Annotated in this window: 18 protein-coding genes; 7 read left to right on the plus strand and 11 right to left on the minus strand. The window is 69.9% G+C overall.

The features are described from left to right. Window positions 1-5: 5 nt before the first annotated feature. The 3 genes from glgB to ACFHNC_RS00355 are packed head-to-tail and all read right to left on the minus strand — an operon-like array spanning window position 6 to window position 8,972. Entirely contained in the window at window positions 6-2,165 is a 2,160-nt protein-coding gene (glgB, locus tag ACFHNC_RS00345; RefSeq protein WP_437167206.1) for a 1,4-alpha-glucan branching protein GlgB, read from the minus strand. Further along, window positions 2,155-5,535 carry a maltose alpha-D-glucosyltransferase gene (gene treS / locus ACFHNC_RS00350; protein WP_437167207.1) on the minus strand — a complete coding sequence of 1,127 codons (3,381 nt, stop codon included), beginning with the start codon at window positions 5,533-5,535 and terminating at the stop codon, window positions 2,155-2,157. Before treS ends, glgB begins: the two co-directional genes overlap by 11 nt. After that, window positions 5,532-8,972 (minus strand): maltotransferase domain-containing protein, encoded by a 3,441-nt coding sequence (locus ACFHNC_RS00355; RefSeq protein ID WP_437167208.1) that lies wholly within the window; start codon window positions 8,970-8,972, stop codon window positions 5,532-5,534. Before ACFHNC_RS00355 ends, treS begins: the two co-directional genes overlap by 4 nt. Window positions 8,973-9,495: 523 nt before the next feature. On the opposite strand from ACFHNC_RS00355, the gene ACFHNC_RS00360 reads away from it, so the two are divergent. Next, entirely contained in the window at window positions 9,496-10,203 is a 708-nt protein-coding gene (locus ACFHNC_RS00360) for a ribonuclease activity regulator RraA (RefSeq protein ID WP_437167209.1), read from the plus strand. Between the two features lie 15 nt (window positions 10,204-10,218). Here the strand turns inward: ACFHNC_RS00360 and ACFHNC_RS00365 are convergent, their stop codons facing one another. Next, window positions 10,219-10,344 carry a hypothetical protein gene (locus ACFHNC_RS00365; RefSeq protein WP_437167210.1) on the minus strand — a complete coding sequence of 42 codons (126 nt, stop codon included), beginning with the start codon at window positions 10,342-10,344 and terminating at the stop codon, window positions 10,219-10,221. On the opposite strand from ACFHNC_RS00365, the gene ACFHNC_RS00370 reads away from it, so the two are divergent. Further along, window positions 10,328-11,476 (plus strand): mandelate racemase/muconate lactonizing enzyme family protein, encoded by a 1,149-nt coding sequence (locus ACFHNC_RS00370; RefSeq protein WP_437167211.1) that lies wholly within the window; start codon window positions 10,328-10,330, stop codon window positions 11,474-11,476. The two genes, ACFHNC_RS00365 and ACFHNC_RS00370, sit on opposite strands and share 17 nt — an antisense overlap. 60 nt (window positions 11,477-11,536) lie before the next feature. On the opposite strand, the gene ACFHNC_RS00375 is transcribed toward ACFHNC_RS00370, so the two are convergent. From ACFHNC_RS00375 to ACFHNC_RS00400, 6 genes are all read right to left on the minus strand, one after another. Next, the gene (locus tag ACFHNC_RS00375; RefSeq protein WP_437167212.1) at window positions 11,537-12,652 is read right to left on the minus strand and encodes an NADH:flavin oxidoreductase/NADH oxidase; all 1,116 of its coding nucleotides are present in this window, start codon (window positions 12,650-12,652) and stop codon (window positions 11,537-11,539) included. A gap of 17 nt (window positions 12,653-12,669) precedes the next feature. After that, window positions 12,670-13,485 carry a DUF2272 domain-containing protein gene (locus tag ACFHNC_RS00380; RefSeq protein ID WP_437167213.1) on the minus strand — a complete coding sequence of 272 codons (816 nt, stop codon included), beginning with the start codon at window positions 13,483-13,485 and terminating at the stop codon, window positions 12,670-12,672. Beyond that, window positions 13,482-15,347: a hypothetical protein gene (locus tag ACFHNC_RS00385; RefSeq protein ID WP_437167214.1), complete on the minus strand. Its 1,866-nt coding sequence runs from the start codon at window positions 15,345-15,347 to the stop codon at window positions 13,482-13,484. The genes ACFHNC_RS00380 and ACFHNC_RS00385 overlap by 4 nt, the downstream gene beginning before the upstream one ends. Before the next feature lie 90 nt (window positions 15,348-15,437). Continuing rightward, window positions 15,438-16,838 carry an NAD(P)H-dependent flavin oxidoreductase gene (locus ACFHNC_RS00390; protein WP_437167215.1) on the minus strand — a complete coding sequence of 467 codons (1,401 nt, stop codon included), beginning with the start codon at window positions 16,836-16,838 and terminating at the stop codon, window positions 15,438-15,440. 141 nt (window positions 16,839-16,979) lie between these two features. Continuing rightward, the gene (gene pnp, locus ACFHNC_RS00395) at window positions 16,980-19,217 is read right to left on the minus strand and encodes a polyribonucleotide nucleotidyltransferase (RefSeq protein WP_437167216.1); all 2,238 of its coding nucleotides are present in this window, start codon (window positions 19,215-19,217) and stop codon (window positions 16,980-16,982) included. A gap of 366 nt (window positions 19,218-19,583) precedes the next feature. Further along, window positions 19,584-20,207 (minus strand): LolA family protein, encoded by a 624-nt coding sequence (locus ACFHNC_RS00400; RefSeq protein ID WP_437167217.1) that lies wholly within the window; start codon window positions 20,205-20,207, stop codon window positions 19,584-19,586. 161 nt (window positions 20,208-20,368) lie between these two features. Here ACFHNC_RS00400 and ACFHNC_RS00405 point away from each other — a divergent pair, with 161 nt between their 5' ends. The 3 genes from ACFHNC_RS00405 to ACFHNC_RS00415 all read left to right on the plus strand — a co-directional run bounded on the left by ACFHNC_RS00405 (window position 20,369) and on the right by ACFHNC_RS00415 (window position 21,933). Next, on the plus strand, window positions 20,369-20,671 hold the full coding sequence (locus tag ACFHNC_RS00405) for a hypothetical protein (RefSeq protein ID WP_437167218.1): 303 nt from the start codon (window positions 20,369-20,371) through the stop codon (window positions 20,669-20,671). An 89-nt stretch (window positions 20,672-20,760) separates the two neighbouring features. After that, window positions 20,761-21,549 carry a hypothetical protein gene (locus tag ACFHNC_RS00410; RefSeq protein WP_437167219.1) on the plus strand — a complete coding sequence of 263 codons (789 nt, stop codon included), beginning with the start codon at window positions 20,761-20,763 and terminating at the stop codon, window positions 21,547-21,549. Window positions 21,550-21,552: 3 nt separating this feature from the next. Then, window positions 21,553-21,933 (plus strand): hypothetical protein, encoded by a 381-nt coding sequence (locus ACFHNC_RS00415; protein ID WP_437167220.1) that lies wholly within the window; start codon window positions 21,553-21,555, stop codon window positions 21,931-21,933. Here the strand turns inward: ACFHNC_RS00415 and ACFHNC_RS00420 are convergent. Continuing rightward, complete coding sequence (locus tag ACFHNC_RS00420; protein WP_437167221.1) at window positions 21,918-22,133, minus strand: hypothetical protein; 216 nt, start codon at window positions 22,131-22,133, stop codon at window positions 21,918-21,920. The two genes, ACFHNC_RS00415 and ACFHNC_RS00420, sit on opposite strands and share 16 nt — an antisense overlap. Window positions 22,134-22,284: 151 nt before the next feature. Here ACFHNC_RS00420 and ACFHNC_RS00425 point away from each other — a divergent pair, with 151 nt between their 5' ends. Further along, entirely contained in the window at window positions 22,285-23,535 is a 1,251-nt protein-coding gene (locus ACFHNC_RS00425) for a putative DNA modification/repair radical SAM protein (protein WP_437167222.1), read from the plus strand. After that, on the plus strand, window positions 23,535-25,019 hold the full coding sequence (locus ACFHNC_RS00430) for a UdgX family uracil-DNA binding protein (protein WP_437167223.1): 1,485 nt from the start codon (window positions 23,535-23,537) through the stop codon (window positions 25,017-25,019). The genes ACFHNC_RS00425 and ACFHNC_RS00430 overlap by 1 nt, the downstream gene beginning before the upstream one ends. The last annotated feature ends 120 nt before the right edge of the window (window positions 25,020-25,139 follow it).

Raw genomic sequence — 25,139 nt, forward strand, 5'->3', positions numbered from 1 at the left:
CGGCGTCAGCCATCCATCGGCATGAGCATCAACGTCGCCAGCGGCGGCAGCGTCAGCACCACGGAATGGGCGTGGCCGTGCATCGGCACCGGCTCCGCCCGCACCACGCCGCCATTGCCCTGGCCGGAGCCGCCATATGCCGCCGCATCGCTGTTCAGCCGCTCCGCCCAATGCCCGGCACGCGGCACGCCGACGCGGTAGCCCTGGCGCGGCAACGGCGTGAAGTTGCAGGCGACCAGCACGGAGGGTTCGGCGGCGGTGCCGTGGCGCAGGAAGGCATAGGCGCTGTTCTGCCGGTCATCCGCCACCAGCCAGGAGAAGCCCTTCGGGTCCGAATCGTAGCGGTGCAGCGCCGGCGTGGCGCCGACCAGGACGTTCATGTCCCGCACCAGCCGCTGCATGCCGAGATGCATCGGGTCGCTCAGCGACTCCCAATCCACCTGGCCGTCATGGTCCCACTCCCGCTCCTGCGCCAGCTCGTCGCCCATGAACAGCAGCTTCTTGCCAGGGTGCCCCCACATGAAGCCGAGATAGGCGCGCAGATTGGCGAATTGCTGCCAGCGGTCGCCCGGCATCTTGCCAACCAGGCTGCGCTTGCCGTGCACCACCTCGTCATGGGACAGCGGCAGCAGGAAGCGTTCGCTGAAGGCGTACATCATGCCGAAGGTCATGGCGTCGTGGTGGAAGCCGCGATGCACCGGGTCGCGCTGCATGTAGTGCAGCGTGTCGTTCATCCAGCCCATGTTCCACTTGTAGCCGAAGCCCAACCCGCCTTCCGCCACCGGCGCCGACACCTTCGGGAAGGATGTCGATTCCTCGGCGATCACGGTGGCCCAGGGCGCGTGTTCGGCCACCGCCTCGTTCAGCTCCCGCAGGAAGGCGATGGCTTCCAGATTCTCCCGCCCGCCCTGCGCATTGGGCAGCCATTCGCCGGCCTCGCGCGAATAGTCGCGATACAGCATGGAGGCCACGGCATCGACGCGCAGGCCATCGCAGCCGAATTCGCGCAGCCAGTGCAGGGCGGAGGCGATCAGGTAGCCCCGCACCTCATGCCGGCCGAAATTGTAGATCAGCGTGGACCAGTCCTTGTGGAACCCCTCCCGCGGGTCCGCATGCTCGTACAGCGCGGAGCCGTCGAACTGACCCAGCCCGTGCGGATCGGTCGGGAAATGCGCCGGCACCCAGTCCAGGATCACGCCGATACCCGCGGCATGCGCGCGGTCCACGAAGCGGCGGAAACCGTCCGGCGGCCCGAAGCGGGAGGTTGGCGCAAACATGCCGACCGGCTGGTAGCCCCAGCTTCCGTCGAAGGGATGCTCGGTGATCGGCATCAGCTCGATATGGGTGAAGCCCATGCCTGCGACATAGGGAATCATCCGGTCGGCCATTTCGTCCCAGCTCAGCGGCCGGCCATCCTCGTGCCGCATCCAGGACCCGGCATGTGCCTCATAGATGATCACCGGCGCATCCGGGGCGTGCGACGGGCCATGCCCCTCGCGGTGCCGCGGCGGCGGCGGTTCCGGCACGATGGAGGAGGTCGCCGGCGGATGTTCCGCCTGGCCGCCACAGGGGTCCGCCTTCAGCGGCAGGGTGGCGCCATCGGCGCCGACGATCTCATACTTGTAGCGGCTGCCGGGGCCGATGCGGGGGATAAAGATCTCCCACACCCCGGCCTCGACGCGGCGGCGCATCGGGTTGCGCCGGCCGTCCCAGCCGTTGAAATCGCCCACCACCGAGACACGCTGCGCATTCGGCGCCCAGACGGCGAAACGCACCCCGGGCACGTCCTGCACCGTGAGGGCATGCGCGCCCAGCACGCGGCCGAGTTCACGGTGCCGGCCTTCCGCGATCAGATGCAGGTCGAGCGGCCCGAGCAGCGGCGGGAAGGCGTAGGCATCCTCCGTCTCCTGATCGCCGGATGGCCAGCGGATACGCAGGCGGTAGGGGCCGCTGCCCGAGGCTGGCCCCGCGAAGAAGCCGGAGTCATGCCGCTTCGGCAGATTGCCGCGGGAGGCACCATCGGCGCCGATCACCTCCACCGCCGCCGCACCGGGCAGGAAGGCGCGCACCACCTTGCCGTCCTCATGCGGGCCCAGCAGGGCGAAGGGGTCGCCGTGGCGGCCTTCCGCCACGGCTGTCATGGCCGCCTGCATGTCATGCGCCATCTGAGTCATCTCCCTGCTGCGGCACCGCGACGCCGGCCAGCGCGAGCAGCGCGGCGATCGGGATGCCCGCCCATGCGGGACGGTTCGCGAGTTCGTAGGTCAGTTCATAGGCGGCCTTGGCAGCGACGAAGAGATCCACCAGCGCCTGCCGGTCGGCCTCCGCCTGCGGCCAGGCGGGTGCCTCGCCGATCGCCTCGGCATAGGCGGCCATAAAGGCCTCCCGCGCGCCGACGCGCCAGCGTTCGACCATCGCCTCCCGCACGTCCGGGGCGCCGGGCGGTTGCGGCGCCAAGCCGCGCAGCGCCGCCTCGGCAGCATAATCCAGGCTGCGCAGGATGCCGGCGACATCGCGGGCCGGCGGACCCTTGGCCCGCCGCTCCTCCAGCGGCCGCAGCGGCTCGCCCTCGAAGTCCACGATCACCGCATCGCCGGCCGCGACCAGCACCTGGCCGAGATGCAGGTCGCCATGGATGCGCGTGCGGAAGCCGCCCTGCATCGGCCGCTCCAGCGCGCGGATCGCCTTGATCAGCGCGTCGCGCGACTGCAGCAGCGTATTGGCCGGCAGCGCCGTGTCGGCCGGCAGGTCGCCGATGCGGCGAGAAAGCTGGTCGAGCGCCGCCTCGGTTTCCTTCACCGCCATCTTGGTCCAGCCGGTGATGTCGGCCGCCTGCATCGGCTCCGGCGCGAAGGCCGGATCGTCCGTTTCGCGCGCGAGCGCCAGGTGCATCTCCGCCACCCGGCGGCCGAGCGTGGTGAGGAACGGCGCCAGCGCCTCGATCGGCTCGTCCCGCTCGGCGCCATGCGCGGCGTCCTCGCCCATGCCGTCCTGCACCACCGCGTCGTCCAGCATCCGGTTCAACTGGCCGAGGGTCCAGACCCAGGCATCGCCCTGGTTGCGGACGAAGGACTGCGCCACGGCGAGCATGCGCTCCGTGCCATCCGGCGCGACATGCACCACATCGCCAAGGAAGGCGGGCGTGCCATCGAAGCCGCCCGGCCCTGTCAGATAGCGGCCCATCTCGGCCTCCGGGTGCAGACCTTCGAAGGTCCGGCGCACCACCTTCAGCACGACGTCGCCCATCATGACGGTGCTGTTGGATTGCTCACCACCGAAGCGCGTCACCTCGGCCTCGAGATCCAGTTCCATCGTGCCTAGCTTGGCTGAGGGGCGGAAGCGGATCTCGCCCTTGTTGGCGGGCAGCACCGCGCCGGCCGCCAGGTTGGACACCATGGCGCGAACGAAGCCATCGCGGGCGATCGCATCCGTCACCAGGCCGACGCGACGGACGCGGCGGGCACGGGCCAGCGCCAACTGCACGGTCAGCGCCGACAGACGCTCCTGGTCCTCAAACACCACCGCCAGCGGCAGGAAATAGCGGTCCGAGCTGCCCGGCGAGGCCGCGACCTCGAGCAGGATCATCTCGCCTTCCGAGGTCTTCATCGGGACGGCTTCCAGCACCTTGGCTTCGGTCAGCTTGGTGCCTTTGCCATGGAACCAGCGACGCAGCGGCAGGTAGGCTGGCAGCACCTGTTGCTCGAAGGTCTTGCGGTCCGCATCGCCGAAGGCGGTGCGCAGCCCTTCACGCAACACGAAGGTCACCAGTTCCGGCATCACCTGCGGCGGCGGCGTGTGCCAATCCGGCAGCGCCGCCTGCTCGGCCAGCATGAACCAGAAGAAGCCGTAGGGCGGCAGCGTCAGCAGGTAGGTCAGGTCGCCGATCGGCGGGAACGGCGTGCGGCCCAGCATCTCCACCGGCACGCGGCCATGCCACTGCGCCAGGTCGAGCTCCACCGCCTGCGGCGAGCGCGAGAGGTTGGCGACGCAGAGGATCACATCCCCCTCATGCTCGCGCATATAGGCCAGGATCTTGCGGTTGCCTGGATACAGGAAGCGGTAGGTGCCGCGGCCAAAGGTGGCGGCGTGGGTCTGGCGCACCGTGATCATCCGGCGCGTCCAGTTCAGCAGGCTGTGCGGGTCCTGCCGCTGTGCCTCCACATTCACGGCCTGGAAGCCGTAGATCGGGTCCATCACCGGCGGCAGCACCAGGCGTGCGAAATCGCAGCGGCTGAAGCCGCCATTGCGGTCGGGCGACCACTGCATCGGTGTCCGCACGCCGTCGCGGTCGCCGAGGAAGATGTTGTCGCCCATGCCGATCTCGTCGCCGTAGTAGATGACGGGCGTGCCCGGCATCGACAGCAGCAGCGCGTTCATCAGCTCGATGCGCCGGCGGTCATGTTCCAGCAGCGGCGCCAGCCGGCGGCGGATGCCGAGGTTGATGCGGGCGCGGCGGTCGGTGGCGTAGGTGTTCCACAGATAGTCGCGCTCGGAATCGGTCACCATCTCCAGCGTCAACTCGTCATGGTTGCGCAGGAAGATCGCCCACTGGCAGTTGTCCGGGATCGCCGGCGTCTGCCGCAGGATGTCCGTGATCGGGTAACGGTCTTCCTGCGCGATCGCCATGTACATGCGCGGCATCAGCGGGAAGTGGAACGCCATGTGGCATTCGTCACCGTCGCCGAAGTAGTCCTTCACATCCTCCGGCCACTGGTTGGCTTCCGCCAGCAGCATGCGGTCCGGGTAGTGCGCCTGCATTTCCGCGCGCACCTTCTTGATGATTTCGTGCGTCTCCGGCAGGTTCTCGTTGTTGGTACCCTCACGCTCGATCAGGTAGGGCACGGCATCGAGCCGCAGCCCGTCCACGCCCATCTTCAGCCACATATGCATGACGTCGAGGATGGCGCGCAGCACGCGCGGATTGTCGAAGTTCAGGTCCGGCTGGTGGCTGTAGAAGCGGTGCCAGTAATAGGCCTTCGCCACATCGTCCCACGCCCAGTTGGATTTTTCCGAGTCGACGAAGATGATCCGCGTGTCGGCGAAGCCCTTGTCATCGTCGCGCCAGACGTAGAAGTCGCGCTGCCAGCTGCCCTTCTTGGCGGTCCGCGCACGCTGGAACCATTCATGCTGGTCCGAGGTGTGGTTCACCACGAGTTCCGTGATGACCCGCAGGCCGCGCCGATGCGCCTCCGCCACGAAGCGCTTGAAGTCGCGCATCGTGCCGTAGTCCGTGTGGATGCCGCGGTAGTCGGCGATGTCGTAGCCGTCGTCGCGGCGCGGGGATGGGTAGAAGGGCAGCAGCCAGACCACGTTCACGCCGAGGCCGGCGATGTAGTCCAGCTTGCGGATCAGCCCCTCGAAGTCGCCGATGCCGTCATCGTTCGAATCAAAGAACGATTTCACATGCACCTGGTAGATGATGGCGTCCTTGTACCACTGCGGATCCGCCTTGGCCGAAGCGCCGATGGCGGCGTCGGAGGCGCCTCCGGTCGGGATGGTGGTGACGATGTTGGCGTTCTCGGCAGCGATGGTCATGCGTGGCTCCCCGACGGGATGATGCGCCAGAGCGCGAAAGGACGAATGCCCGGATCGAGGCGCAGATGCTGCACCTTGCCGCGCCAGGTGAAGACGCGGCCATCCATGAGATCCTCAACCTGGACCTCGGCATCGTCCGGCAGGCCGAATTCCCACAGCGGCACTTCGAAGCTCGCTTCCTGCGCCTTGTGCGGGTCCATGCTGACAGCGGCGATCACCATGTTGCTGCGATCCGCCGTCATCTTGCGGTAGGCCAGCACCTGGTCGTTCCAGCAGTTCAGGAAGGCGAGGCCGAGATGCGTCTGCAGCGCCGGATTCTCCCGGCGGATGCGGTTCAGCGCGGTGACCTCGGCGATGATGTTGCCCGGGCGATTCCAGTCCCAGGCGCGGAGCTCGTACTTCTCGGAGTCGAGATAGTCCTCCTTGCCCGGCATCGGCGTCGCCTGGCACAGCTCGAAGCCGTTATAGACGCCCCACAGGCCCGACAGCGTCGCCGCCAGCGCGGCACGAATCTGGTGGCCGGCGCGGCCGGAGGTCTGCAGGAAGACCGGGTTGATGTCCGGCGTGTTGACGAAGAAATGCGGCCGGTAGAAATCGGCGGCCTCCGTTTGCGTCAGCTCCGTCAGGTACTCGACCATCTCCGCCTTGGTGTTGCGCCAGGTGAAGTAGGTGTAGCTCTGCGTGAAGCCGAGCTTGGCCAGGCGCTTCATCATCTTCGGCCGGGTGAAGGCCTCGGACAGGAACAGCGCGTCGGGGAATTGCGCCTGCACCTCGGCGATCATCCACTCCCAGAAGGGCAGCGGCTTGGTGTGCGGGTTGTCCACACGGAAGGTGCGGACGCCTTCTTCCGCCCAGTGCAGGATCACGTCGCGCAGCGCCAGCCACAGCGACGGCACGGCGTCCGGCGCATAAAACTCGACGTTGACGATGTCCTCGTACTTCTTCGGCGGATTCTCGGCGTAGCGCATGCTGCCATCGGGCCGCCAGGCGAACCAGCCGGGATGCTCCTTCAGCCACGGGTGGTCCGGGCTGCACTGGATGGCGAAGTCCAGCGCGATCTCGATACCCTGCGCGCGCGCCGCATGGATCAGCCGTTGGAACGCCTCCCGCCCGCCAAGCTCCGGGTGCAGCGCGTCGTGCCCACCCTCGGCGGCGCCGATGGCGTAGGGGCTGCCGGGATCGTTCGGCCCCGGCGTCAGCGTGTTGTTGCGGCCCTTGCGGTTGGCCTTGCCGATCGGGTGGATCGGCGTGAAGTACAGCACGTCGAAGCCCATGCCGCGCACCCGCGGCAGGTGCTTCACCACATCGTCGAAGGTGCCGTGGCGGCTGGTGTCGTCGGCGGCGGAGCGGGGGAACATCTCGTACCAGCTGGCGAAGGCCGCGGCGCGGCGGTCCGCCATGACCGGGTAGGCTTGGGTCCGCACTGCCTGGGTGCGTTCCGCCCCGATGCCCATCAGGCTGACGGCTTCCTCGGACAGCATGTCATGCAGCCGGTCGCCATCGGCGCCCGCCTCCAGCCGCGCCAGCAGCGCCTTGAAGCGCTCCGCGGCGGCACCCTTGGCGTGGCTGGCGGCGTGCTGCACCAGCGCGATGCCCTCGCGCAGTTCCAGCGAGACGGAAATGCCCGCCGCGTGCTTCTTCTCCACCTCGTCGCGCCAGCTTGCATACAGGTCGCGCCAGGCCTCGATGACGAAGCGGTGGGTGCCGAGCGCGGTCAGCGGCACGCTGCCGGTCCAGCGGTCGTTCACGCCGCGCAGCATCGGCGCCTCGTGCCAATCGTCGGAGCCGGGCACCTGCCAGGCGACCACGGCCGCCAGCTTGTCATGGCCATCGGCGTAGATATCGGCTTCCACTTCCACCGTCTCGCCGGCCAGCCGCTTCACGGCGAAGCGGCCGTCATCCACTGCCGGCGCCACGCGTTCGATCGCGACGCGCGCCAGTGCACGGGCCGCATCCTCCGTCAGCGCCGGCAGCGCCACCTTCGGCGCGGCAACGGCACGGCCGGCATAGATGCGCAGCTCCCCGGCGGCGAGGGTCACCGGCCGGCCGGGCACCAGCACCGCATCAGCCGGCGCACCGGCCGGGAAGACCTGGCGCAGAGCCGGGAAGCGGCCGTCGCAGGCGGCCAGCATGCGGTCCGGCAGGATCGTCGCGCCGGCATCCGGGCTGACGGTGGCCAGCACAACCGCCGCCTCCTCCGCCATGCGCAGATCGCCACCTGCGGCCCGGGCGAAGGCCACCACCGGGGCGCCCGGCCCGGACAGCGGCAGCATCTGGCCCGGCACGCGCAGCGGCCCGCAGGCGCGCAGCAGCGCAATGGCTTCGGCGACATCGCGGGCGAGCAGCGCCGAATCCGGATCCTCCCGCCAATCCCAGTCGGCGGGGCGGTCGGCGGTGAAATCCATCGGCCGCCTTGCGCCACGTTCCGCGCCCATCGGCATCAGGATGCCGGCGCCGCTGGCCACGGCCAGCGCCAGAGCCCGGCGCAGCGCGCGCCGGGACGCCCCGGCATCGGCACCCTGGACCCGCAGGCGCGGCCCGGCAGGGTCCTCGACCAGGCCGATCGTCGGCAGGGTGCAGCGTCGATCCTCATATTCGCGGGCCAGCCAGCTTGCGTGCCAATCCCACCACGGGGTGCTGGCGACGCTGCGGTCGAAGCCCGCGGCGCCAAGCGCGGCGACATCCTCGGAGGCCAGGCCGGGGGTCCAGGCAATGGCGGTGAAGCCGGGATGGGCGGCGCGCAGATCGGCCAGCAGGGTCTGCCACAGGGCGCCGGGCATGCGATGCGGCGCCAGGGCGCGAAAGCCGGTGACGCCGGCGGCCGCCCAGCGGCGCAGCATCGGTCCGAACAGGGCAAGCGCCTGCTGCTCGGCGGCCGGCGAATCGAAGCGCGCGAAGGCCGCATCGGGGCGTGCCAGCGGGCGGCGCGGGTCGGGCGGCAGGCCATCGGTGGCGCCACCCTGGTGGAACAGGTCCGGATTGGCCGCCGCCGCCGGAGATTCGGCCGCCAGATGGTCGGTCACCAGATCCACGAACAGCGCCAGCCCCTGCGCCGCGGCGGCGCGGGCCAGATCCGCCAGGTAGCCATCCACCGGGCCGTCGCCCAGCAGCGGGTGCAGGCGGTCAGGCTCGGCAATGTCGAACAGGTTCCCGCTCAGCCCCGGCCGGCTCGGCGGGGCGATCAGCAGGGTGTCGAAGCCCAGCGCCGCGATGCGCTTCAGATGCGCCTCGCAGACCTCCGCCCCGCCGAGCAGGAGTGGGGAGGCATAGTAGATCGCCCGGGCCGCGTTCTGCGCAGCCAGGGTCCCGGGCGCCTCGCCCGCGGAGGAACGGGGCGGGGTGGCCGTGCTGCCGGATGCCGTGCTGGTCGGGGCCGGGGCGCGCTTCGTGGCGCGCGGCGGCTTGGCGGCAGGCTGTGCCGGACGCTGGGCGGCCAATTAAACGGATCCCCCATAGGAACGGATTACCGAGCCGGTACGGTAAACCGTCCAGGAACGCCCAAGAATCGGGTATGCGGACAGGTTGCCCATGGAATTGATCCCTTCAATCTCGACCAGATGCAGACGGGAATAATGATAATTGCGTGATCGGCTCGCAGATCGCGATGAGTGCACCCCAGAATCTGTCTGGTTTCAGCACTTGCCGTTATCATTGGTCGGCTCATTTCTACGGAAATCGGGACGATTTGTCAAAAGGCAATAATCCTTACGAAATACGCCTCTTCATGTCTGTCCCGGCATGCATCAGCCCTTGTTATCCATGCTTTCGGCGCGGCGGCCTCAATGACAGTTTGAAAACACCGGCGGGTCGGTCCCACGGTGCTCAAACACTCACCCGACAGGGCGAACGGCTGGCAGCGGATTTCGTTCCGTGTCCTCGCTCATCCCGCCGCATGATCTGGACGCAACGCACCGGCTGCGCTTGAACCGTGGTGGAACACGCGAACGGAGCAGGCGCCCAATGGACCAAGCGGTGAAGGACGCCCTGATGGGCGTCACCACGGCCACCCTCACCACCGTGCTGCTGAAGAAGGGCGTGCGCTTCTGCTACATCGCCGGCAGCCGCCCGCTGGTGCCTGGCCCCACCCAGCGCATCGTCGGCCCCGCCTTCACCCTGCGCTTCACCCCGACGCGGGAGGATCTGGCCACGGTGGATAGCTGGGCCTCCCCCACCTCCACCCGCGCCGCGATCGAGGCGATGCCGGAAGGCGCCGTTGCCGTGGCGGATGCCATGGGCAATACCGCCGCCGGCATCTTCGGCGACATCCTGTGCGCCCGCATGGCCAAGAAGGGCGTCGCCGGGCTGGTGACCGATGGCATGGTGCGCGACGGCGCTGGCGTCATCGGCACCGGGCTGCCGGTGTTCTGCCAGGGCTATGTCGCGCCGGCCTCGGTCTCCGCGCTGAACTTCGTCGGCTGGCAGGAAACCATCGGCTGCGGCGGCGTGACGGTGGTGCCCGGCGATATCGTGGTGGCGGACCAGGACGGCGCCGTGGTGATCCCGGCCGCGCTGCTGGATGCCGTGGTGGAGGCGGCGGTGGAGCAGGAACGGCTGGAGGCCTGGATCATGATCGAAGTCGGCAAGGGCGTGGCATTGCCCGGCCTGTATCCGGCGAATGCCGAGACCAAGGCCCGCTACGAGGCCGACAAGGCCGCCGGCCGGGCGTAAAGTCCTGGGCGCGCGTCACCCCGCGCGCCCCTCCTCCGCCACCCGCCCATCCAGCATCGCGATGGCGCCCGCTGACGTAGCCTTCGGCCCCGGCGCGACACCGCAGAATACGCCGGGGAAACGCATGAAGATCGCCAGCATCCAGGGCTTCCACGCGGGCTTCAGCCCGACGCCCGCCATCGGCAACGCCTCCACCTTCATCCGCCGGCGCGACTTCCTGCTGCTGCGCGTGGTGACGGAGTCCGGCGTGGTCGGCTGGGGCGAGGTCTTCGCCTCCCCCTTCGCCGCGGCGGCGCTCATCAAGACCAAGCTGGCGCCGCTGGTGCTGGGCCAGAACGTGCAGGATTATGGGCGGCTGTATCACGCCATGCTCGGCACGCTGGGCTATGACCGGCGCGGCCCGGCGATGATGGCGGCCTCCGCGCTCGACATGGCGCTGCATGATGCGGCTGCGCGCGTGCAGGGCATCAGCGTGGCGCAGATGTTGGGCGGTGCGCTGCGGACGCGGCTGCTGGCCTATGCCAGCGGCCCCTTCATCGCCGAGGGCCCCGCGCCCTACGGCGCCTACCCGGAACAGGTGGACGCCCTGCTGCGCCGCGGCTTCCGCGCCCTCAAGCCCCGCGCCGGCTTCGACCCGCGCGCCGACGGCGTGATGACGAAGGCGATGCGCCGGCAGGTGGGAGAGGATGTCGCGCTGATGGTGGACATCAACCAGGGCTACGGCGTCGGCTCGGCCATCGAATCCGCGCGGCGGATGGAGGAAGCCGGGCTGCTCTGGATCGAGGAGCCGCTGCAGCCGGAAGATATCCCCGGCTACCAGACCGTCGCCCGCGCCGTGCCCTGCGCCATCGCGGGTGGGGAGGCGCTGGCCAGCCTCGCCGCCTTCCGGGATTTCCTCGCCGCCCGCACCTTCTCCGTCCTGCAACCGGACCTGACGGTCTGTGGCGGCTTCACCGGCCTCCGCCGCGTCGCCGCGCTGGCCGATGCCTATGACCTGCCGGTGATGCCGCATGTCTTCGGCACGCTGGTGAACTACCATGCCGCCCTGCAGATGGCCGCGTTGCTACCCACCCGGCGCGGCGGCGGCCCGGCGCCCTACCCCTTCATCGAATACGACGCCACGCCCAACCCGCTGCTGACGCTGCTCGGCTCGCCAGAGCTGGATGCGGCGGGGATGATCGCACTGCCGGAAGGGCCGGGCATCGGGCTGGAGCTGGACCCGGAACGCCTGGCGCCCTGGCTGACCGAAAGCTGGAGCCTGGGCAGCGCCTGAAAGGGGGCGCGCATCCGCCGCCGCCCCACCAGACCGTCCCGGCAAGCGGGGGAGGGTCGGTCAGCCCAGCGGGGGCATCGGGGCACCGGTTTCCACCCGCATCGCCATGCGTGCGATGCTGCCCCAGGCGCGGTCGTATTGCGGCGGGGTGCGGATGGCATCCACCCGGCCCAGCGCCACCGCGGCGCGCATCGGCCAATAGGGGTCACGCAGCGTGGCGCGCGCCAGCAGCACCAGGTCCGCGCGGCCCTCCGTGATGATCGCCTGCGCCTGCTCCGGCTCCGTGATCAGGCCGACGGCCGCCACCATCACGCCGGCGCCCTGCTTCACCGCCTCTGCCCCCGGCACCTGGTAGCCCGGGCCGAGCACGATCTTCTGCGCCGGGTCGATGCCGCCGGAGGAGACGTCGATCACGTCGATGCCGAGTGCCGACATGCGCTTCGACAACTCGATGCTTTCCGCCGTGGTCCAGCCGCCCTCGATCCAGTCGGTGTGGGAGATGCGGAGGAACAGCGGCACCTCCTCCCCCACCGCTTCACGCACCGCCTGGGCGATGGCCAGCGGCAGCCGGGTGCGGCCCTCGAAATCGCCGCCCCAGCGGTCGTTGCGGGTGTTGCTGATGGGCGAGAGGAACTGGTGCAGGAGGTAGCCATGCGCGCCATGCAGCTCGATCAGCTTGTAGCCGGCGGCGATCGCGCGCTTCGCGGTGGCGGCGAAGGCGGCGGGCAGGTCCAGGATCTCGGCCTCGCTCATCGGGCGCGGCGCGGCGAAATGGCCCATCGGCAGGTTGCTGGCGGAGACGATCTCCCAGCCCGGGCTTGCCGGCTCATCCACCCAGGCCGGGGCGCGGCTGGCCTTGCGGCCGGCATGGCCGATCTGGATCGCGGGCACCGAGCCGGCATGGGCGATGGCGGCGGCCAGGCGCGCATGGGACGGGATCTGCGCATCCTCCCACAGCCCGACATCGCCGGGGGTGATGCGGCCCTCCGGCAGCACGGCGGTGGCCTCCACCATCACCATCCCGGCGCCGCCGAGGGCGCGTTGCAGCAGATGCGCCATGTGCCAGTCGGTCGGGCGGCCATCATCGTCGCAGCAATACTGGCACATCGGCGAAATGCCGATGCGGTTGGCAAGCGTCACGCCACGGATGGTCAGCGGGGAGAACAGATCAGTCATCTTGGCAAAAATCCCGTTCAGGGTGCGAAAGGCGGCAGGCGGCCAAGGCGGCTTTCCAGGACCATCAGGATGGGCGCCCGGCCCGGCGGGGCCTCGGCCAGACGCCCGGCGGCATCGGCCGGGTAGCGGGTGAGCATCACGGTATCGCCGACATTGCCGCCGACCACCTCCACTGCCCCGGGTGCCACGCCGGTGACGATGTCGCAATGCATCGGCCGCGCGATGCCGGCCTCGGCCCGCCGTTCGGACCAATGGGCCAGCCTGGCGCGGCTGCGGTCGAAGCACACCAGGTCGCCCGTGCGCGGCGCGTAATCGCCCGGCGCATGCGGCCGGAAGGGCGCGGTGGCGGGGAAGGCGTCGGCATCGGCGATCAGCGCATCCAGGTACAGGGAATGCGTGGCGTTCGGCGGAAACTCCCGCGCATCCACCCCGGCCGAGCGGAACACCCAGGAGATGAAGGCCGCCGACCAAGCGGGTTCCGACCATAGGGATGTGCTGGTCATGCCGGACAGCGCCGCGGCGTAGATCGGGCGGTTGGCGCGGATGGCGCCCTCGTCATTCTCCACTGCGCGCCAGTAGGCCAGCACGCGCGGGAAATTCGCCGGATGGGACTCGGCCGGCGCGGCCTCCGCTGCATTGTCCGGCGCATCCGGCCAGGCATCCCGCACCACGCTGCCCCAGTCATGCCATTCGCCCAGCGCCAGCCGCACCACGCGGTCTGCCGCTGCGGGCGGATAGACCAGGGGCTGGGACAGCGGCGGCGCGGGCCGGACCGGCGCGGCGCAGCCCGCCAGCGCCAGCAGCGCGGCCAGGACAAAGGCGGCAGCCCTCATGCCCGAACCGGCAGCCGCAGGATCGTCGTATCCGGCGCCATCAGCGCCAACGCCACCGCGGCCTGCGCCGCCGGATGGGTCGCGCCGCCGAGCGGGGAGGGCACCACCTCCAGCGCCGCGCCGCGCGGGCGCACCAGGGTGCGGAGCAGCGCCACCGCCTGGCGGTGCAGCGTCCGGGCCTGCTCCGCCACCTCCGCCGGCAGCGCCTCCGGCCGCTGTTCCGCCACCAGCGCCAGGGTGCCGGCGGCGCGCGCCACCAGGCTCAACGCCTCCGCATGGCCGCGCAACAGACCGGGGGTGCCGCCCTGCAGCACCAGCCCCTCCACCACCACCATCCGCCCGGCCTCGCGCAGCTCCGCCGGGCCGGGCTTCACCGCCGCCAAGGCCCTGCCGATCGGGCCGGCCAGCAGCAGCGGGTCGCCTTTCGCCAGTGCCCGCGCCAGGGCCAGCAGCGCCATGGCATGGCCGGCGAGGTCGCCGGGGAAGGCGCCCTGCGCACCCTGCAAGGCCAGCAGGCGGGGCACCAGCGCCTCGACCGGCGCCGCGGCGCCGGCGCGCAGCCGCGTATCGGCCGCCAGAATGGCCCAGGCCAGATCCGCCACGCTTGGTGCCCCGGCCAACAGCGCGGCCATCTGGCGGTCGAACCAGTTCTCCAGCGCCGCCTGCCGCTCCGCCGGCAAAATCACGTTGTAGGATCGGCGCGCGGCGAACAGAAGGTGGGTCGCCACCGCGTTCAGCGCGACGCCCTGCGGCGGCAACGGGTCCAGGTCCAGCCCCGAGACGGATTCGGCCACGGCGCCCATCATCCGCGCGGCATCCTCCGCCACCATGCCGGCGGCCAGCAGCCGGTCCTCCCGCACCACCAGCGTCGCGCCGGGCGCCAGGGTGGCCGGGCCGTGGCGCAGGATCAGCCAATGCAGGGCCGCCGGGCGCGCGGCGATGGCCTTCACGCTCATCACCCGCTCCGGCGCCTGCGGGCGGATATGCAGAGCCGGCGCGCCCTGCGGCCAGCCGGCCAGGCCGATCGCGACATGCGGCACCGGCGTGGCCTCCGCCCACAGGGACAGGCCGGCGGCCTGCGGCGCGGCGAAGTCGCGCCAGGCCGCGGGGCTGCCCAGGCGGCCTTCCGCCATCTCCAGCCCCGCCGTGCCGAGCTGATCCACCGCGGTGCTGATGCGCAGGCGGGACAGGCGCTGGCCGGCCGCGGCCGTGAAGGTCACGGTCAGCCGCAGCACCGGCGATCCGGCGATGATCTCATAGTCGTAGCGCAGCGTGCCGGCTTCCACCTGGCGCGGGCGCAGCCAACCGGCCTTGCCGGTGATGCGGCTTTCATGGCGCAGCACCAGACTGCCGCCGCGCCGGAGAATGGCGCAATCCTGGATGCTGTCCTCCACATCCACGCCGTTGCGGTACCGGCCGAGGCGGAATTCGGCCAGGTTGCCGGTGTGCAGCAGCGGGGCGCTGGCATCGCCGCGCGGTTGCTGGCGCACCAGCCCGGCCGACAGGTCGCCGGTGAAGCGGTGGAACGGGGTCAGGATCTCGAAATCGCGGGGATCGTCGCGCAGCAACTCGATGCCACCCACGGTGGCCCGGCGGCACGGCAGCGGCGCATCGGCCATGGCCATTACGAAGTCCAGCACACCATCGGCAAAGGCCGGGTCGGCGTCCCGGATTTCCGGCTGGGCCAGCAATTCCGCGGCCTGGGCATTGGCCGGCATGGCACAGAAGGCGCCCCCGTCCGCCCCGGCGCCTTCCGCCAGCGCCATGAAGCGGCGCCCACCCACCGTCACCTCCCGCAGCAGGGTGCTGCGGAGATGGGCGATCAGCCGATCTCGATCGGTGGCATGCAGCAGGTTTCGCATGACGAGGGATAGCCTTCCCGAAACTTGCGGCAGGATACCGTCGTCAGGGGCGGCACGTGAAGGGCGCGCAACGCACGCGCCCTGCGGGTTTCAGCGTCCGGTCATGATCCGTTCGACCAGCTGCTTCGCCGTCGGCACGAAGCCGTTCGAATAGAAGGGGTCGCTGCCGAAGCGATAGGCGTTGTGGCCGGCGAACATCAGGTTGCGATGCAGCGCGCCGTCATGTGCCACGTCCTGCAGCGTCTTCTGGATGCAGAAGCTGCGCGGGTCCGCCTTCTTGCCGGTGGAGAAATCCGGCTCCGTATGCGTCCAGTTCGAGAAGCGGCAATGGCTGAGACAGCCCATGCAGTCGATCTGGTCCTTCAGGATCTCCCGCGCATTCTCAGGCGTCACGAAGATCAGCGTGTTGTCCGGGGTGCGCATGGCTTCGGTGAAGCCGGCCGCTTCCCAGCCCTGCACCCGAGTACGGTCATGCGCGGTCAGGTAGACCAGCCGCTTGCGCGGGCCGACGCCATAATCGGCGACATGGTCGCCCACCGGTTCGCCGGTGAAGGCCACCTGGCGTTCATTCCGGTCTTCCAGCTCGCGCAGGAATTCATTGCGGATGGCGCTGGAATAGAAGCCGGTGGGGGAGAAGGGCTGCAGCGAGACATCGCCCGGCTGCAGCGTCATCAGGCGCTGCTTCCAGGCCTCGCTAATCGGGCTTTCCTGGGTCAGCAGCGGGCGGGTGCCGAACTGGAAGGCGATCGGGCCGAGATCGGGATTGTCGATCCAGTCCTCCCACTCCTCCAGCCACCAGACGCCACCGGCCATGATGATCGGCACGTCGCCCAGGCCGAATTCGCGCATCTGCTGGCGCAGCTTCAGCACGCGGGGGAAGGGATCCTCCGGCTTCTTCGGGTCCTCGGAATTGGACAGGCCGTTATGGCCGCCGGCCAGCCAGGGGTCCTCATACACCACGCCGCCCAGCCATTCCCGTGTCTTGGAATAGGCGCGCTTCCACAGCGCGGAGAAGGCGCGGGAGGAGGAAATGATGGGGTAGTAGTGCACCCCGTAATCGCGGGCGATATCCGCCAGGCGATAGGGCATGCCGGCGCCGCAGGTGATGCCGTGGATCAGGCCCTTGGCGCCTTCCAGCATGCCCCGCGCCACACGCTCCGCCCCGCCCATCTCCCACAGGATGTTGGCGTGGATGCGGCCGACGCCGCCGGAGCGTTCATGCGCTTCCTTCGCCTGGGCGATGCCGCCGGCGATGCCGTAGGCGACCAGCTCCTCATGCCGCTCGCGGCGGGTGCGGCCGGAATAGGTCTGGCGGATGAGGTTGCCATCCTGGTCGTAGCTGTCGGCGTTCACGGCAGAGAAGGTGCCGACGCCGCCGCCGGAGGCCCAGCCGCCACAGGTCGCACCATTCGAGACGGCAACGCCCTTGCCGCCTTCCACCAGCGGAAGAACGTCCACGCCACCCATGCGGATCGGATTGATGGCCTTCAAGGATTCAGGCTCCGGGCAATTTCTAGGTTCGTCCCGCACGCCTGGATGCGCGCGTGATCGCGATATGGCGTGTAAATTGCCGCAGGGGGAGGGGTCCCCCTGCGGATTACTTGGAGTTCAGGCTTCCTCGCAGCGCGAGGGTCAGCCCTCCTCGCGCCGCGGGCGGAAGCTGCGCTCGCCGTCGCGGCGCGGCGGACGGTCACCGCGCGGTGCGCGCTCGCCACCGCCACCACCGCCTTCACCATCCTCACGCGGCCGGCGGGCGCCGACCTGTTCGGAGATGTCGGCGCCGGTCGCCTGGTCGACCACGCGCATCGAGAGCTTGACCTTGCCGCGATCGTCGAAGCCGATGACCTTCACCTTCACCGCATCGCCGTCCTTGACCACGTCGCTGGTCTTCTGGACGCGCTCATTCTGCAGTTCGGAGATGTGGACCAGGCCGTCCTTGGCGCCGAGGAAGTTCACGAAGGCGCCGAATTCGGCCGTCTTCACCACCTTGCCGTTGTAGATCTTGCCGATCTCCGGCTCCGCGACGATGCCCATGATCCGGTCGATGGCCTTCTGGGCCGCCTCCACCGTCGTCGCCGCCACCTTGATGGTGCCGTCATCGTCGATGTCGATCTTGGTGCCGGTCTGCTCCGTGATCTCGCGGATCACCTTGCCGCCGGAGCCGATCACGTCGCGGATCTTGTCCTTGTTGATGTTGATGACGGTGATGCGCGGTGCGGAGGCCGCGACATCGCCGCGGGCGCCGGACAGGCCCTTCGCCATCTCACCCAGGATATGCATGCGGCCGTCCTTCGCCTGGGCGAGGGCCTGCTTCATGATGTCGAAGGTGATGGAGGTGATCTTGATGTCCATCTGCAGGGCGGTGATGCCCAGCTCGGACCCGGCCACCTTGAAGTCCATGTCGCCGAGGAAATCCTCGTCGCCCAGGATGTCGGACAGCACGGCGAAGCCGCGGTCTTCCTTGATCAGACCCATGGCGATGCCGGCGCAGGGGCGCTTCAGCGGCGCGCCCGCATCCATCAGCGCGAGCGAGGTGCCGCAGACGGTGGCCATGGAGGAGGAGCCGTTGGACTCCGTGATCTCGGAGACCACGCGCATCGTGTAGGGGAACTTCTCCTTCTCCGGCAGCAGCGGATGCAAGGCGCGCCAGGCGAGCTTGCCATGGCCGATCTCGCGGCGGCCGGGGGAGCCCATGCGGCCGGTCTCGCCGACGCTGTAGGGGGGGAAGTTGTAGTGCAGCATGAAGTTCTCGCGGGATTCGCCCGCCAGCGCGTCGATGATCTGCTCATCCTGGCCGGTGCCGAGCGTGGCCACGCACAGCGCCTGGGTCTCGCCGCGGGTGAACAGGGAGGAACCATGCGCGCGCGGGAGCACGCCGACCTCGGCCACGATGGGCCGCACGGTCTTGGTGTCGCGGCCATCGATGCGCAGGCCGGTGTCGAGGATGGAGTTGCGGACCACATCCGCCTCCAGCTCCTTCAGCAGGCCCTTGGCGGCGCCCACATCCAGCCCCTCGGCCTCCAGCGCCGCGACCACGTTCTTCTTCACCGCGCCGACCTGGCTCTGGCGCGCCTGCTTCTCCATGGTCTTGTAGGCTTCGGCCATCGGCGCCCGGCCGAGCTCCGCGATGCGGGCCTTCAGCGTCTTCTGGGCATCCGATTCCTCGGACAGCGGCCAGGGCTCCTTGGCGGCCACCTCGGCCAGCTCGATGATCCCCTGGATCACCGCCTGGAACGACTTGTGGCCGAATTCCACGGCGCCGAGCATGATTTCCTCGGACAGCTCATGCGCTTCCGATTCCACCATCAGCACGCCCTCGGCGGTGCCGGCGACGACCAGGTCGAGCTGGCTCTGCTGCACCTGGGCCAGCGTCGGGTTCAGCACGTAGCCGCCATCGATCCAGGCCACGCGCGCGCCGGCGATCGGGCCGAAGAAGGGAATGCCGGACAGCGTCAGCGCGGCGGAGCAGCCAACCAGCGCCACGATGTCCGGGTTATTCTCCATGTCGTGCGACAGCACGGTCGCGACCACCTGGACCTCATTGCGGAAGCCGTCCGGGAACAGCGGGCGGATCGGCCGGTCGATCAGGCGGGAGACCAGGGTCTCATTCTCGTTCGGCCGGCCTTCACGCTTGAAGAAGCCGCCCGGGATCTTGCCGGCGGCGAAGGCCTTTTCCTGGTAGTTCACCGTCAGCGGGAAGAAGTCCTGGCCCGGCTTGGCGCTGCGGGCGCCGACCACGGTGCAGAGCACGATGGTGTCGCCGAGGCGCGCCATCACCGCGCCATCCGCCTGCCGGGCGATCTTGCCGGTCTCCAGCGTCAGAAGCTGGCCGCCCCAGGAGATGTCCTTGCGGAAATACTTGTCGAACATGGATCGTCCTTCTTGACCCTGCCGGATGCAGGGCCACAGCGAATGGCCACCCGGCGCGGAACGCGCGGGTGCCCGGAACGCGACGAAGGCGGATGCCCAAGGGACTGAGAGTAGCCGGGCCCCCGGGGATGCGCGGCGACTCGGGCGGCATGGGTCCCACCGCGACCTGTCCCCGAGGGGCACGGCGCGATGGGGACGGCGCGAATAGGGCCGCCCATGTGGCCGGAGGCGCCGTCATCGCCCCATCCGGGCGCGGCTGGTCCGCGAAAGCATCCGCTGCCATCGCAGCGAAGGTCATCCCGAACTCCGGGCAGACCCGGGCGGCCCTATGGCATGCCGCCCGTCGAAAGGCCAGCGGAAACCTGCTCAGCGCCTTGTGCTCTCCGCCTCCAGGAAGCGCGGATCGTTGAAGTCGAACAGGCGGTTGGCCAGCGCGATCCCGGTTTCCACCTCATACAGCGTCACCCGCGTTTCCCGCGCCTGCGCGTCCAGCACGGTCCATTGCCGCAATTCCATCGGCTGTTCGGCGAAAGCGAGTGTCAGAACCCCCTCCGCCCGCGCGCCCGTCCGGTGCAGGCCGATGCGCAGGAAGCCGCCGGTGCGCTCCGTGCCGACCACGGTGATGTCGCCGGACAGCCGGATTTCCGGGGTCAGCAGCAGGCCGAGCGGGGTGGAGGAGGCCGGCACCGCGGTAGGCTGGCGCAATTCCCGGTCATACATCAGCACCTGCCCGCCGGAGGCGACCAGCAGCAGCGGCTCGGGCGGGTCGTAGTCGAACCGCATGCGGCCCGGCCGACTGATCAGCGCCGTGCCCTGGGCCGAGGCGCCATTCTGCGCCACCTGCAGGAAGCGCGCCCGCAGGGTCCGCAGGCTGTTGAGATAGGCCTCCACCCGCTGCACCGCCGCGCGGTCGGTGGATTGGGCATGCGCGCTGCCCACGGCCAGGAAGGGCGCGGCGAGGCCGGCGGAAAGGATGAGGCGACGTTTCATGCCCTTGCAGATGGCCCATCGAGGGGGACGCGGAAAGGCCTGCCGGCATTAACCTCGTCTCAATCCTCGGTGCGCTTAATGGAGGCCGAGCCAGTGGCCAGAACCGCCACCCTCCGCCCCAGAAGGGGCCAGCGGCTTCCCGAACCCAGAGGAGCCTTCCCATGCCCTTCGATTTCGCCGTCCCCTCCGGCCATGTCCCGCTGGGCACGTTCCCCTTCGGCCCGCTGCCGATCGAGGCCGGCAGCATCCTCGGCGTGCCGCGGGAAGACCTGGTCGCGCATGCGATGGAGCAGATCGCCCCGGCCCTGCGCGCCGCGGTCGCCGAGATCGAGGTGACCGAGGCCGGGCAGTTCGTCCATATGGGCATGGTCTTCGACCAGGTCGCCTGGCGCGCCGCCTGGCGCCGCCCCGGCCTGCCGGTCGCCAGCGGCAGTTTCCCGGTGTGGAACGGCAGCCCGGTCTAGTTGACCTTCGGCATATGGGCAGGACAGCCCGCCTGGCTCTACCCTCCGCCCCATCGTCCGCGACCACGCCGCGGGGCAGGAGAGCCAGGATGTTCCAGACCGACGCCAACCCCGATTCCCGCATCACCGGCGCCGCCGCGCTGCTGGCGGATATCCGCCGTGGTCGCCGCGAACCCTGCCCAGGCCTGCCGGAAGGCCTCGCCCCCACCAGCATCGCGGAAGCGGAGGCGATGCAGCTCGCCACCTATGCGGCACTGGGCTGGACCATCGCCGGCTGGAAGGTGGGCCGCACCCGCGGCCAGGCCATCGCGTGCCCGCTGCCCGGCGCCACGGTTGCGCCCGCCACCGACGCCACGCTGCATCTGCCGGTCGGCTGCGCGATGGAGCTGGAAGTGGCGCTGCAACTGCGCCAGGGGCTGGACGCCAGCCAGCTGGCGGCGCTGCAACCGGCGGACCTGCCGGCGATGGCCGATGCCGTCATCCTGTTTGAATTCTGCGAAAGCCGCTTCATCGACCACCGCCAGGCCAGTGACCTGGACAAGCTGGCCGACTGCGTCACCAACGGCAGCAGCGCCTTCGGCCCCGCCACCGGCGCCTGGAGCTGGGCGGATATCGAGACCCTGGAAATGCGCCTGACCGTGGACGGCATCGAGGTCGCGCGCCATGCCGGCCCGCATGGCGCCGTGCCACTGGCCGAGCTGCTGGCCGCCTGGCGCGACCGCTGCCTCGCCATCGGCCATCTGCCCCGGGCCGGGGAGGTCATCACGCTCGGCAGCCAGACCGGCATGCTGCCGGTGCCTGCCGCCGGCGGCCTGCTGGTCGGCGAATGGGCCGGGCGCGGCAGCCTGGCCTGCCAGGTCGCGCCGCTCGGGAGCTGAGGCATGACGGAGGCGCCGGGCGAGGCGGCACCGCTCGCCCGGCTGCATGGCATGGGCGGGCATCTGCTGCTGTACCCGGACCGCATCCGCCTGCTGCGCCATGGCCCCTGGTTCACCGCCGTGAACCTGATGACGCATCTGGAGCGGGAGATGGAATCGACCATCCTGCTGCGGAACCTGGTGGGCGTGCATATGGTGCGGTCGCTGCTGCTGGTGCAGTTCCTGCGGCTGACCTATGCCGGCTGCCCGCACCCGAGCGGGCATTATCTGCGCGATGCCTTCGCCGAAAACGCCTTCCTCTACAGCCTGGCGGATAACCGCCCCTTGCTGGCGATGCAGCAGCGCATCAGTGCGGCGGCTGCCGAGACTCAGCGCGCCACATAATCGGGCCGCGGCGGCAGCGGCCAGGCCTGGGCTTCCAGCCGGTCCGCCGTGCCGGCGATCTGCGCGGCCGCCAGCGGATGGCCGGAATCCAGCGCCTCCACCGCCAGGTGCCGCAGCGCCGTCAGGATGGAGGCGAGGTTGCGCGCACCACCCGACCGCGGCACAGCTTCGACCTCGGGGCGATCCGGAGGGTGAGACATTTCCGGATATTGGCGCCTGCCGCGCCGGGCGGACAGCGTAACCCTCCCACAGTTCCCCGTCGCGGCATCACAAACCCGCGATGTAGCCAGGGCTTGCGGATTGCGGTGGGGAACATAACATGAACCCTATCTGATCAGGATACCCCGCCCGATGGAGTTGCTCCGCAAGCTTGAGATCCTGGCCGATGCGGCGAAGTACGATGCCTCCTGCGCCTCCTCCGGGACCTCCAAGCGCAACAGCCTGAAGGGCGGGCTGGGCAGCACGGAGGGCAGCGGCATCTGCCATGCCTATGCGCCGGATGGGCGCTGCATCTCCCTGCTCAAGCTGCTGCTGACCAATGCCTGCGTCTTCGACTGCGCCTATTGCATCAATCGCGCTTCCTCCAACACGCCGCGCGCCCGCTTCACGGTGGAGGAGGTGGTGCAGCTCACCCTCGGCTTCTACCGGCGCAACACGATCGAGGGGCTGTTCCTGTCCTCCGGCATCATCCGGTCGCCGGACTACACGATGGAACAGGTGGTGCGGGTGGCGCGCGTGCTGCGGCTGGAGCACGGGTTTCGCGGCTATATCCACCTGAAGACCATCCCGGACGCGGCGCCGGAATTGCTGGCGGAAGCCGGGCTCTATGCCGACCGGCTGTCCATCAACATGGAACTGCCCACCGTCGCCGGCCTGGAATCCCTCGCCCCCGAGAAGGATTTCCGACGGATTCGCCACGCCATGGCCGGGCTGCGGATGCGGATCGAGGGCGCACAGGATGAGGCGAAGACCGCCCGGCGCGCCAGGCCGCAGAAATTTGCACCGGCGGGGCAGAGCACTCAGATGATCGTCGGTGCCGATGGCGCGGATGATGGCGCCATCCTCGGCACGGCGACGGACCTCTACGCCGGCTACCGGATGCGGCGGGTCTATTACTCCGCCTATTCGCCGATTCCCGAAGCCTCCCGCCTGTTGCCGCCGGTGGCGCCGCCGCTGGTGCGGGAACACCGGCTGTACCAGGCGGATTGGCTGCTGCGCTTCTACGGCTTCTCGCAGGCGGAGATCATGGCCGGCGGCCAGGGCGGCATGCTGGACCTCGAACTGGACCCGAAAACCGCCTGGGCGCTGCAATCGCGCCAGGATTTCCCGGTGGACCTGAACACCGCGCCCAGGGAGGCGCTGCTGCGCGTGCCCGGCCTGGGCGCGAAGACGGTGGACCGGCTGATCGCGGCGCGGCGCCACACCAGGCTGCGGGCGGCGGACCTGGCCCGGTTGCGCGTCAGCCTGGCGAAGGTGCTGCCCTTCGTGGTGCTGGCGGACCATGTGCCGCGTGGGCTGGATGGGACGGCGCTGCGCCACAAGCTGCTGCCCGCCACAGCCTTCGCAGCCGCAGCGCGGTCCATCCAGATGTCGCTGTTCTGATGCCGGCCCTGGCCCCGCGGCAGGGGGTGGCGGTGACGCTGCCCGGCCCTGCCGATTTCACCGCCTGGCGGCAGGCAGCACGCGGGCTGGTGGCCGCGGATATCCGCCCGGAACAGGCCGAATGGGTGGTGGCCGGCGAGTTGCCCGGGCTGCTGGCAGAAGCGCCCGCACCGCCGCCCTCAACAGCCCCCTTCAGCGTGCCGCGCGCCTTCCTCGACCAGGCGGAGATCGCCATCCGCCACAGCGACCCGGAACGGTTCGCCCTGCTGTATGGCCTGCTCTGGCGCCTGGTCCATGGCGAGCGCCATTTGATGCAGGCGGCGACGGACCCGGCGGTGATCCGTCTGTCCGCCCTGGCCAAGGCGGTCCGGCGCGACGCGCACAAGATGCACGCCTTCGTCCGGTTCCGGGAGGTGCAGGCGGAGGACGGCCCACGCCACATCGCCTGGTTCGAACCGGACCACCACATCGAGGAAGCGGAGGCCGATTTCTTCGTCCGCCGCTTCGCCGCGCTGCGCTGGTCCATCGTCACGCCGCGGCGCTCCGTGGCCTGGGACGGCACGGCGCTGGAATTCGGCCCTGGCGGGCGCCGGGCCGATGTGCCGCCGGATGATGCGATGGAACCCCTCTGGCGCGCCTACTACGCCAGCATCTTCAACCCCGCCCGCCTTAAGCCCGGTGCCATGCGGGCCGAAATGCCGCGCAAATACTGGCGCAACCTGCCCGAAGCGGCGGAGATTTCGCGCCTGATGGCCGAGGCCCCGCGCCGGGTTGCGGAGATGATGGAACGCGCCGCCGCCGCGCCCAACCCGCGCCCGCAATCCCCCCGGCATCTTTCGGCGCCGCCCCAGATTGCCCGGGACATGCCGGCACCGATCGCCCCCCCCGCCGATCCCGCTTTGGCCCTGGCTGCGCTGCGGGACGAGTTGCTCTCCCGCCCCGACCTGCCGGATTTCGCCGCCCGCGCGACTCAGCCCGTCTTCGGCGAAGGCCCGCTGGGCGCCCGCCTGATGTTCGTCGGCGAACAGCCGGGGGATGAGGAGGATATCGCCGGCCGCCCCTTCGTCGGCCCCGCCGGAAGGCTGCTGGACCGCGCCCTGGCGCAGGCGGGGGTCGATCGGCGCGAGGCCTATCTGACCAATGCAGTGAAGCACTTCAAATTCACCCCCACCGGCAAGCGCCGCATCCACCAGTCGCCCGATGCCGGCGACATCACCTATTACCGCCCCTTCCTGGCGCGGGAGGTCGCGGCGGTCGCGCCGCGCCTGGTGGTCTCGCTGGGCGCCTCCGCACTCACCGCGCTGACAGGGAAGAAGCTGCCGGTGCTGAAGACCCGCGGGCAGGTGGTGTCGGCACTCGGCGGCCAGCCGGTCTTCGCCACCATCCATCCCAGCTACCTGCTGCGGTTGCCGGACCCGCAGGCCCAGGCGGATGGTTTTGCCGCCTTCGTGGCCGATCTGCGGGCCGCCCACGACCAGGCCTGAACCCCGCATCTGCGCGGAAGCGCCCTTCGGCCTTCCCGGGCCGGCGGCGGCCAAGGCACCGCCTATCGTCGGCATTGAAACGGCTACGTCGACTGCCGCATCGTTCCGGGACATGTTGTG

The organism is Falsiroseomonas sp. E2-1-a4 (genome assembly GCF_051433165.1).
In the GTDB taxonomy this organism is placed as follows: Bacteria; Pseudomonadota; Alphaproteobacteria; order Acetobacterales; family Acetobacteraceae; genus Falsiroseomonas.

What these genes read in the sequence shown, in the direction of transcription:
- glgB (WP_437167206.1), bottom strand. Translation starts at nt 2,165, where the DNA reads ATGGCGCATGACATGCAGGCGGCCATGACAGCCGTGGCGGAAGGCCGC.
- treS (WP_437167207.1), bottom strand. Translation starts at nt 5,535, where the DNA reads ATGACCATCGCTGCCGAGAACGCCAACATCGTCACCACCATCCCGACC.
- ACFHNC_RS00360 (WP_437167209.1), top strand. Translation starts at nt 9,496, where the DNA reads ATGGACCAAGCGGTGAAGGACGCCCTGATGGGCGTCACCACGGCCACC.
- ACFHNC_RS00370 (WP_437167211.1), top strand. Translation starts at nt 10,328, where the DNA reads ATGAAGATCGCCAGCATCCAGGGCTTCCACGCGGGCTTCAGCCCGACG.
- ACFHNC_RS00365 (WP_437167210.1), bottom strand. Translation starts at nt 10,344, where the DNA reads ATGCTGGCGATCTTCATGCGTTTCCCCGGCGTATTCTGCGGTGTCGCG.
- ACFHNC_RS00375 (WP_437167212.1), bottom strand. Translation starts at nt 12,652, where the DNA reads ATGACTGATCTGTTCTCCCCGCTGACCATCCGTGGCGTGACGCTTGCC.
- ACFHNC_RS00380 (WP_437167213.1), bottom strand. Translation starts at nt 13,485, where the DNA reads ATGAGGGCTGCCGCCTTTGTCCTGGCCGCGCTGCTGGCGCTGGCGGGC.
- ACFHNC_RS00385 (WP_437167214.1), bottom strand. Translation starts at nt 15,347, where the DNA reads ATGCGAAACCTGCTGCATGCCACCGATCGAGATCGGCTGATCGCCCAT.
- pnp (WP_437167216.1), bottom strand. Translation starts at nt 19,217, where the DNA reads ATGTTCGACAAGTATTTCCGCAAGGACATCTCCTGGGGCGGCCAGCTT.
- ACFHNC_RS00400 (WP_437167217.1), bottom strand. Translation starts at nt 20,207, where the DNA reads ATGAAACGTCGCCTCATCCTTTCCGCCGGCCTCGCCGCGCCCTTCCTG.
- ACFHNC_RS00405 (WP_437167218.1), top strand. Translation starts at nt 20,369, where the DNA reads ATGCCCTTCGATTTCGCCGTCCCCTCCGGCCATGTCCCGCTGGGCACG.
- ACFHNC_RS00410 (WP_437167219.1), top strand. Translation starts at nt 20,761, where the DNA reads ATGTTCCAGACCGACGCCAACCCCGATTCCCGCATCACCGGCGCCGCC.
- ACFHNC_RS00415 (WP_437167220.1), top strand. Translation starts at nt 21,553, where the DNA reads ATGACGGAGGCGCCGGGCGAGGCGGCACCGCTCGCCCGGCTGCATGGC.
- ACFHNC_RS00420 (WP_437167221.1), bottom strand. Translation starts at nt 22,133, where the DNA reads ATGTCTCACCCTCCGGATCGCCCCGAGGTCGAAGCTGTGCCGCGGTCG.
- ACFHNC_RS00425 (WP_437167222.1), top strand. Translation starts at nt 22,285, where the DNA reads ATGGAGTTGCTCCGCAAGCTTGAGATCCTGGCCGATGCGGCGAAGTAC.
- ACFHNC_RS00430 (WP_437167223.1), top strand. Translation starts at nt 23,535, where the DNA reads ATGCCGGCCCTGGCCCCGCGGCAGGGGGTGGCGGTGACGCTGCCCGGC.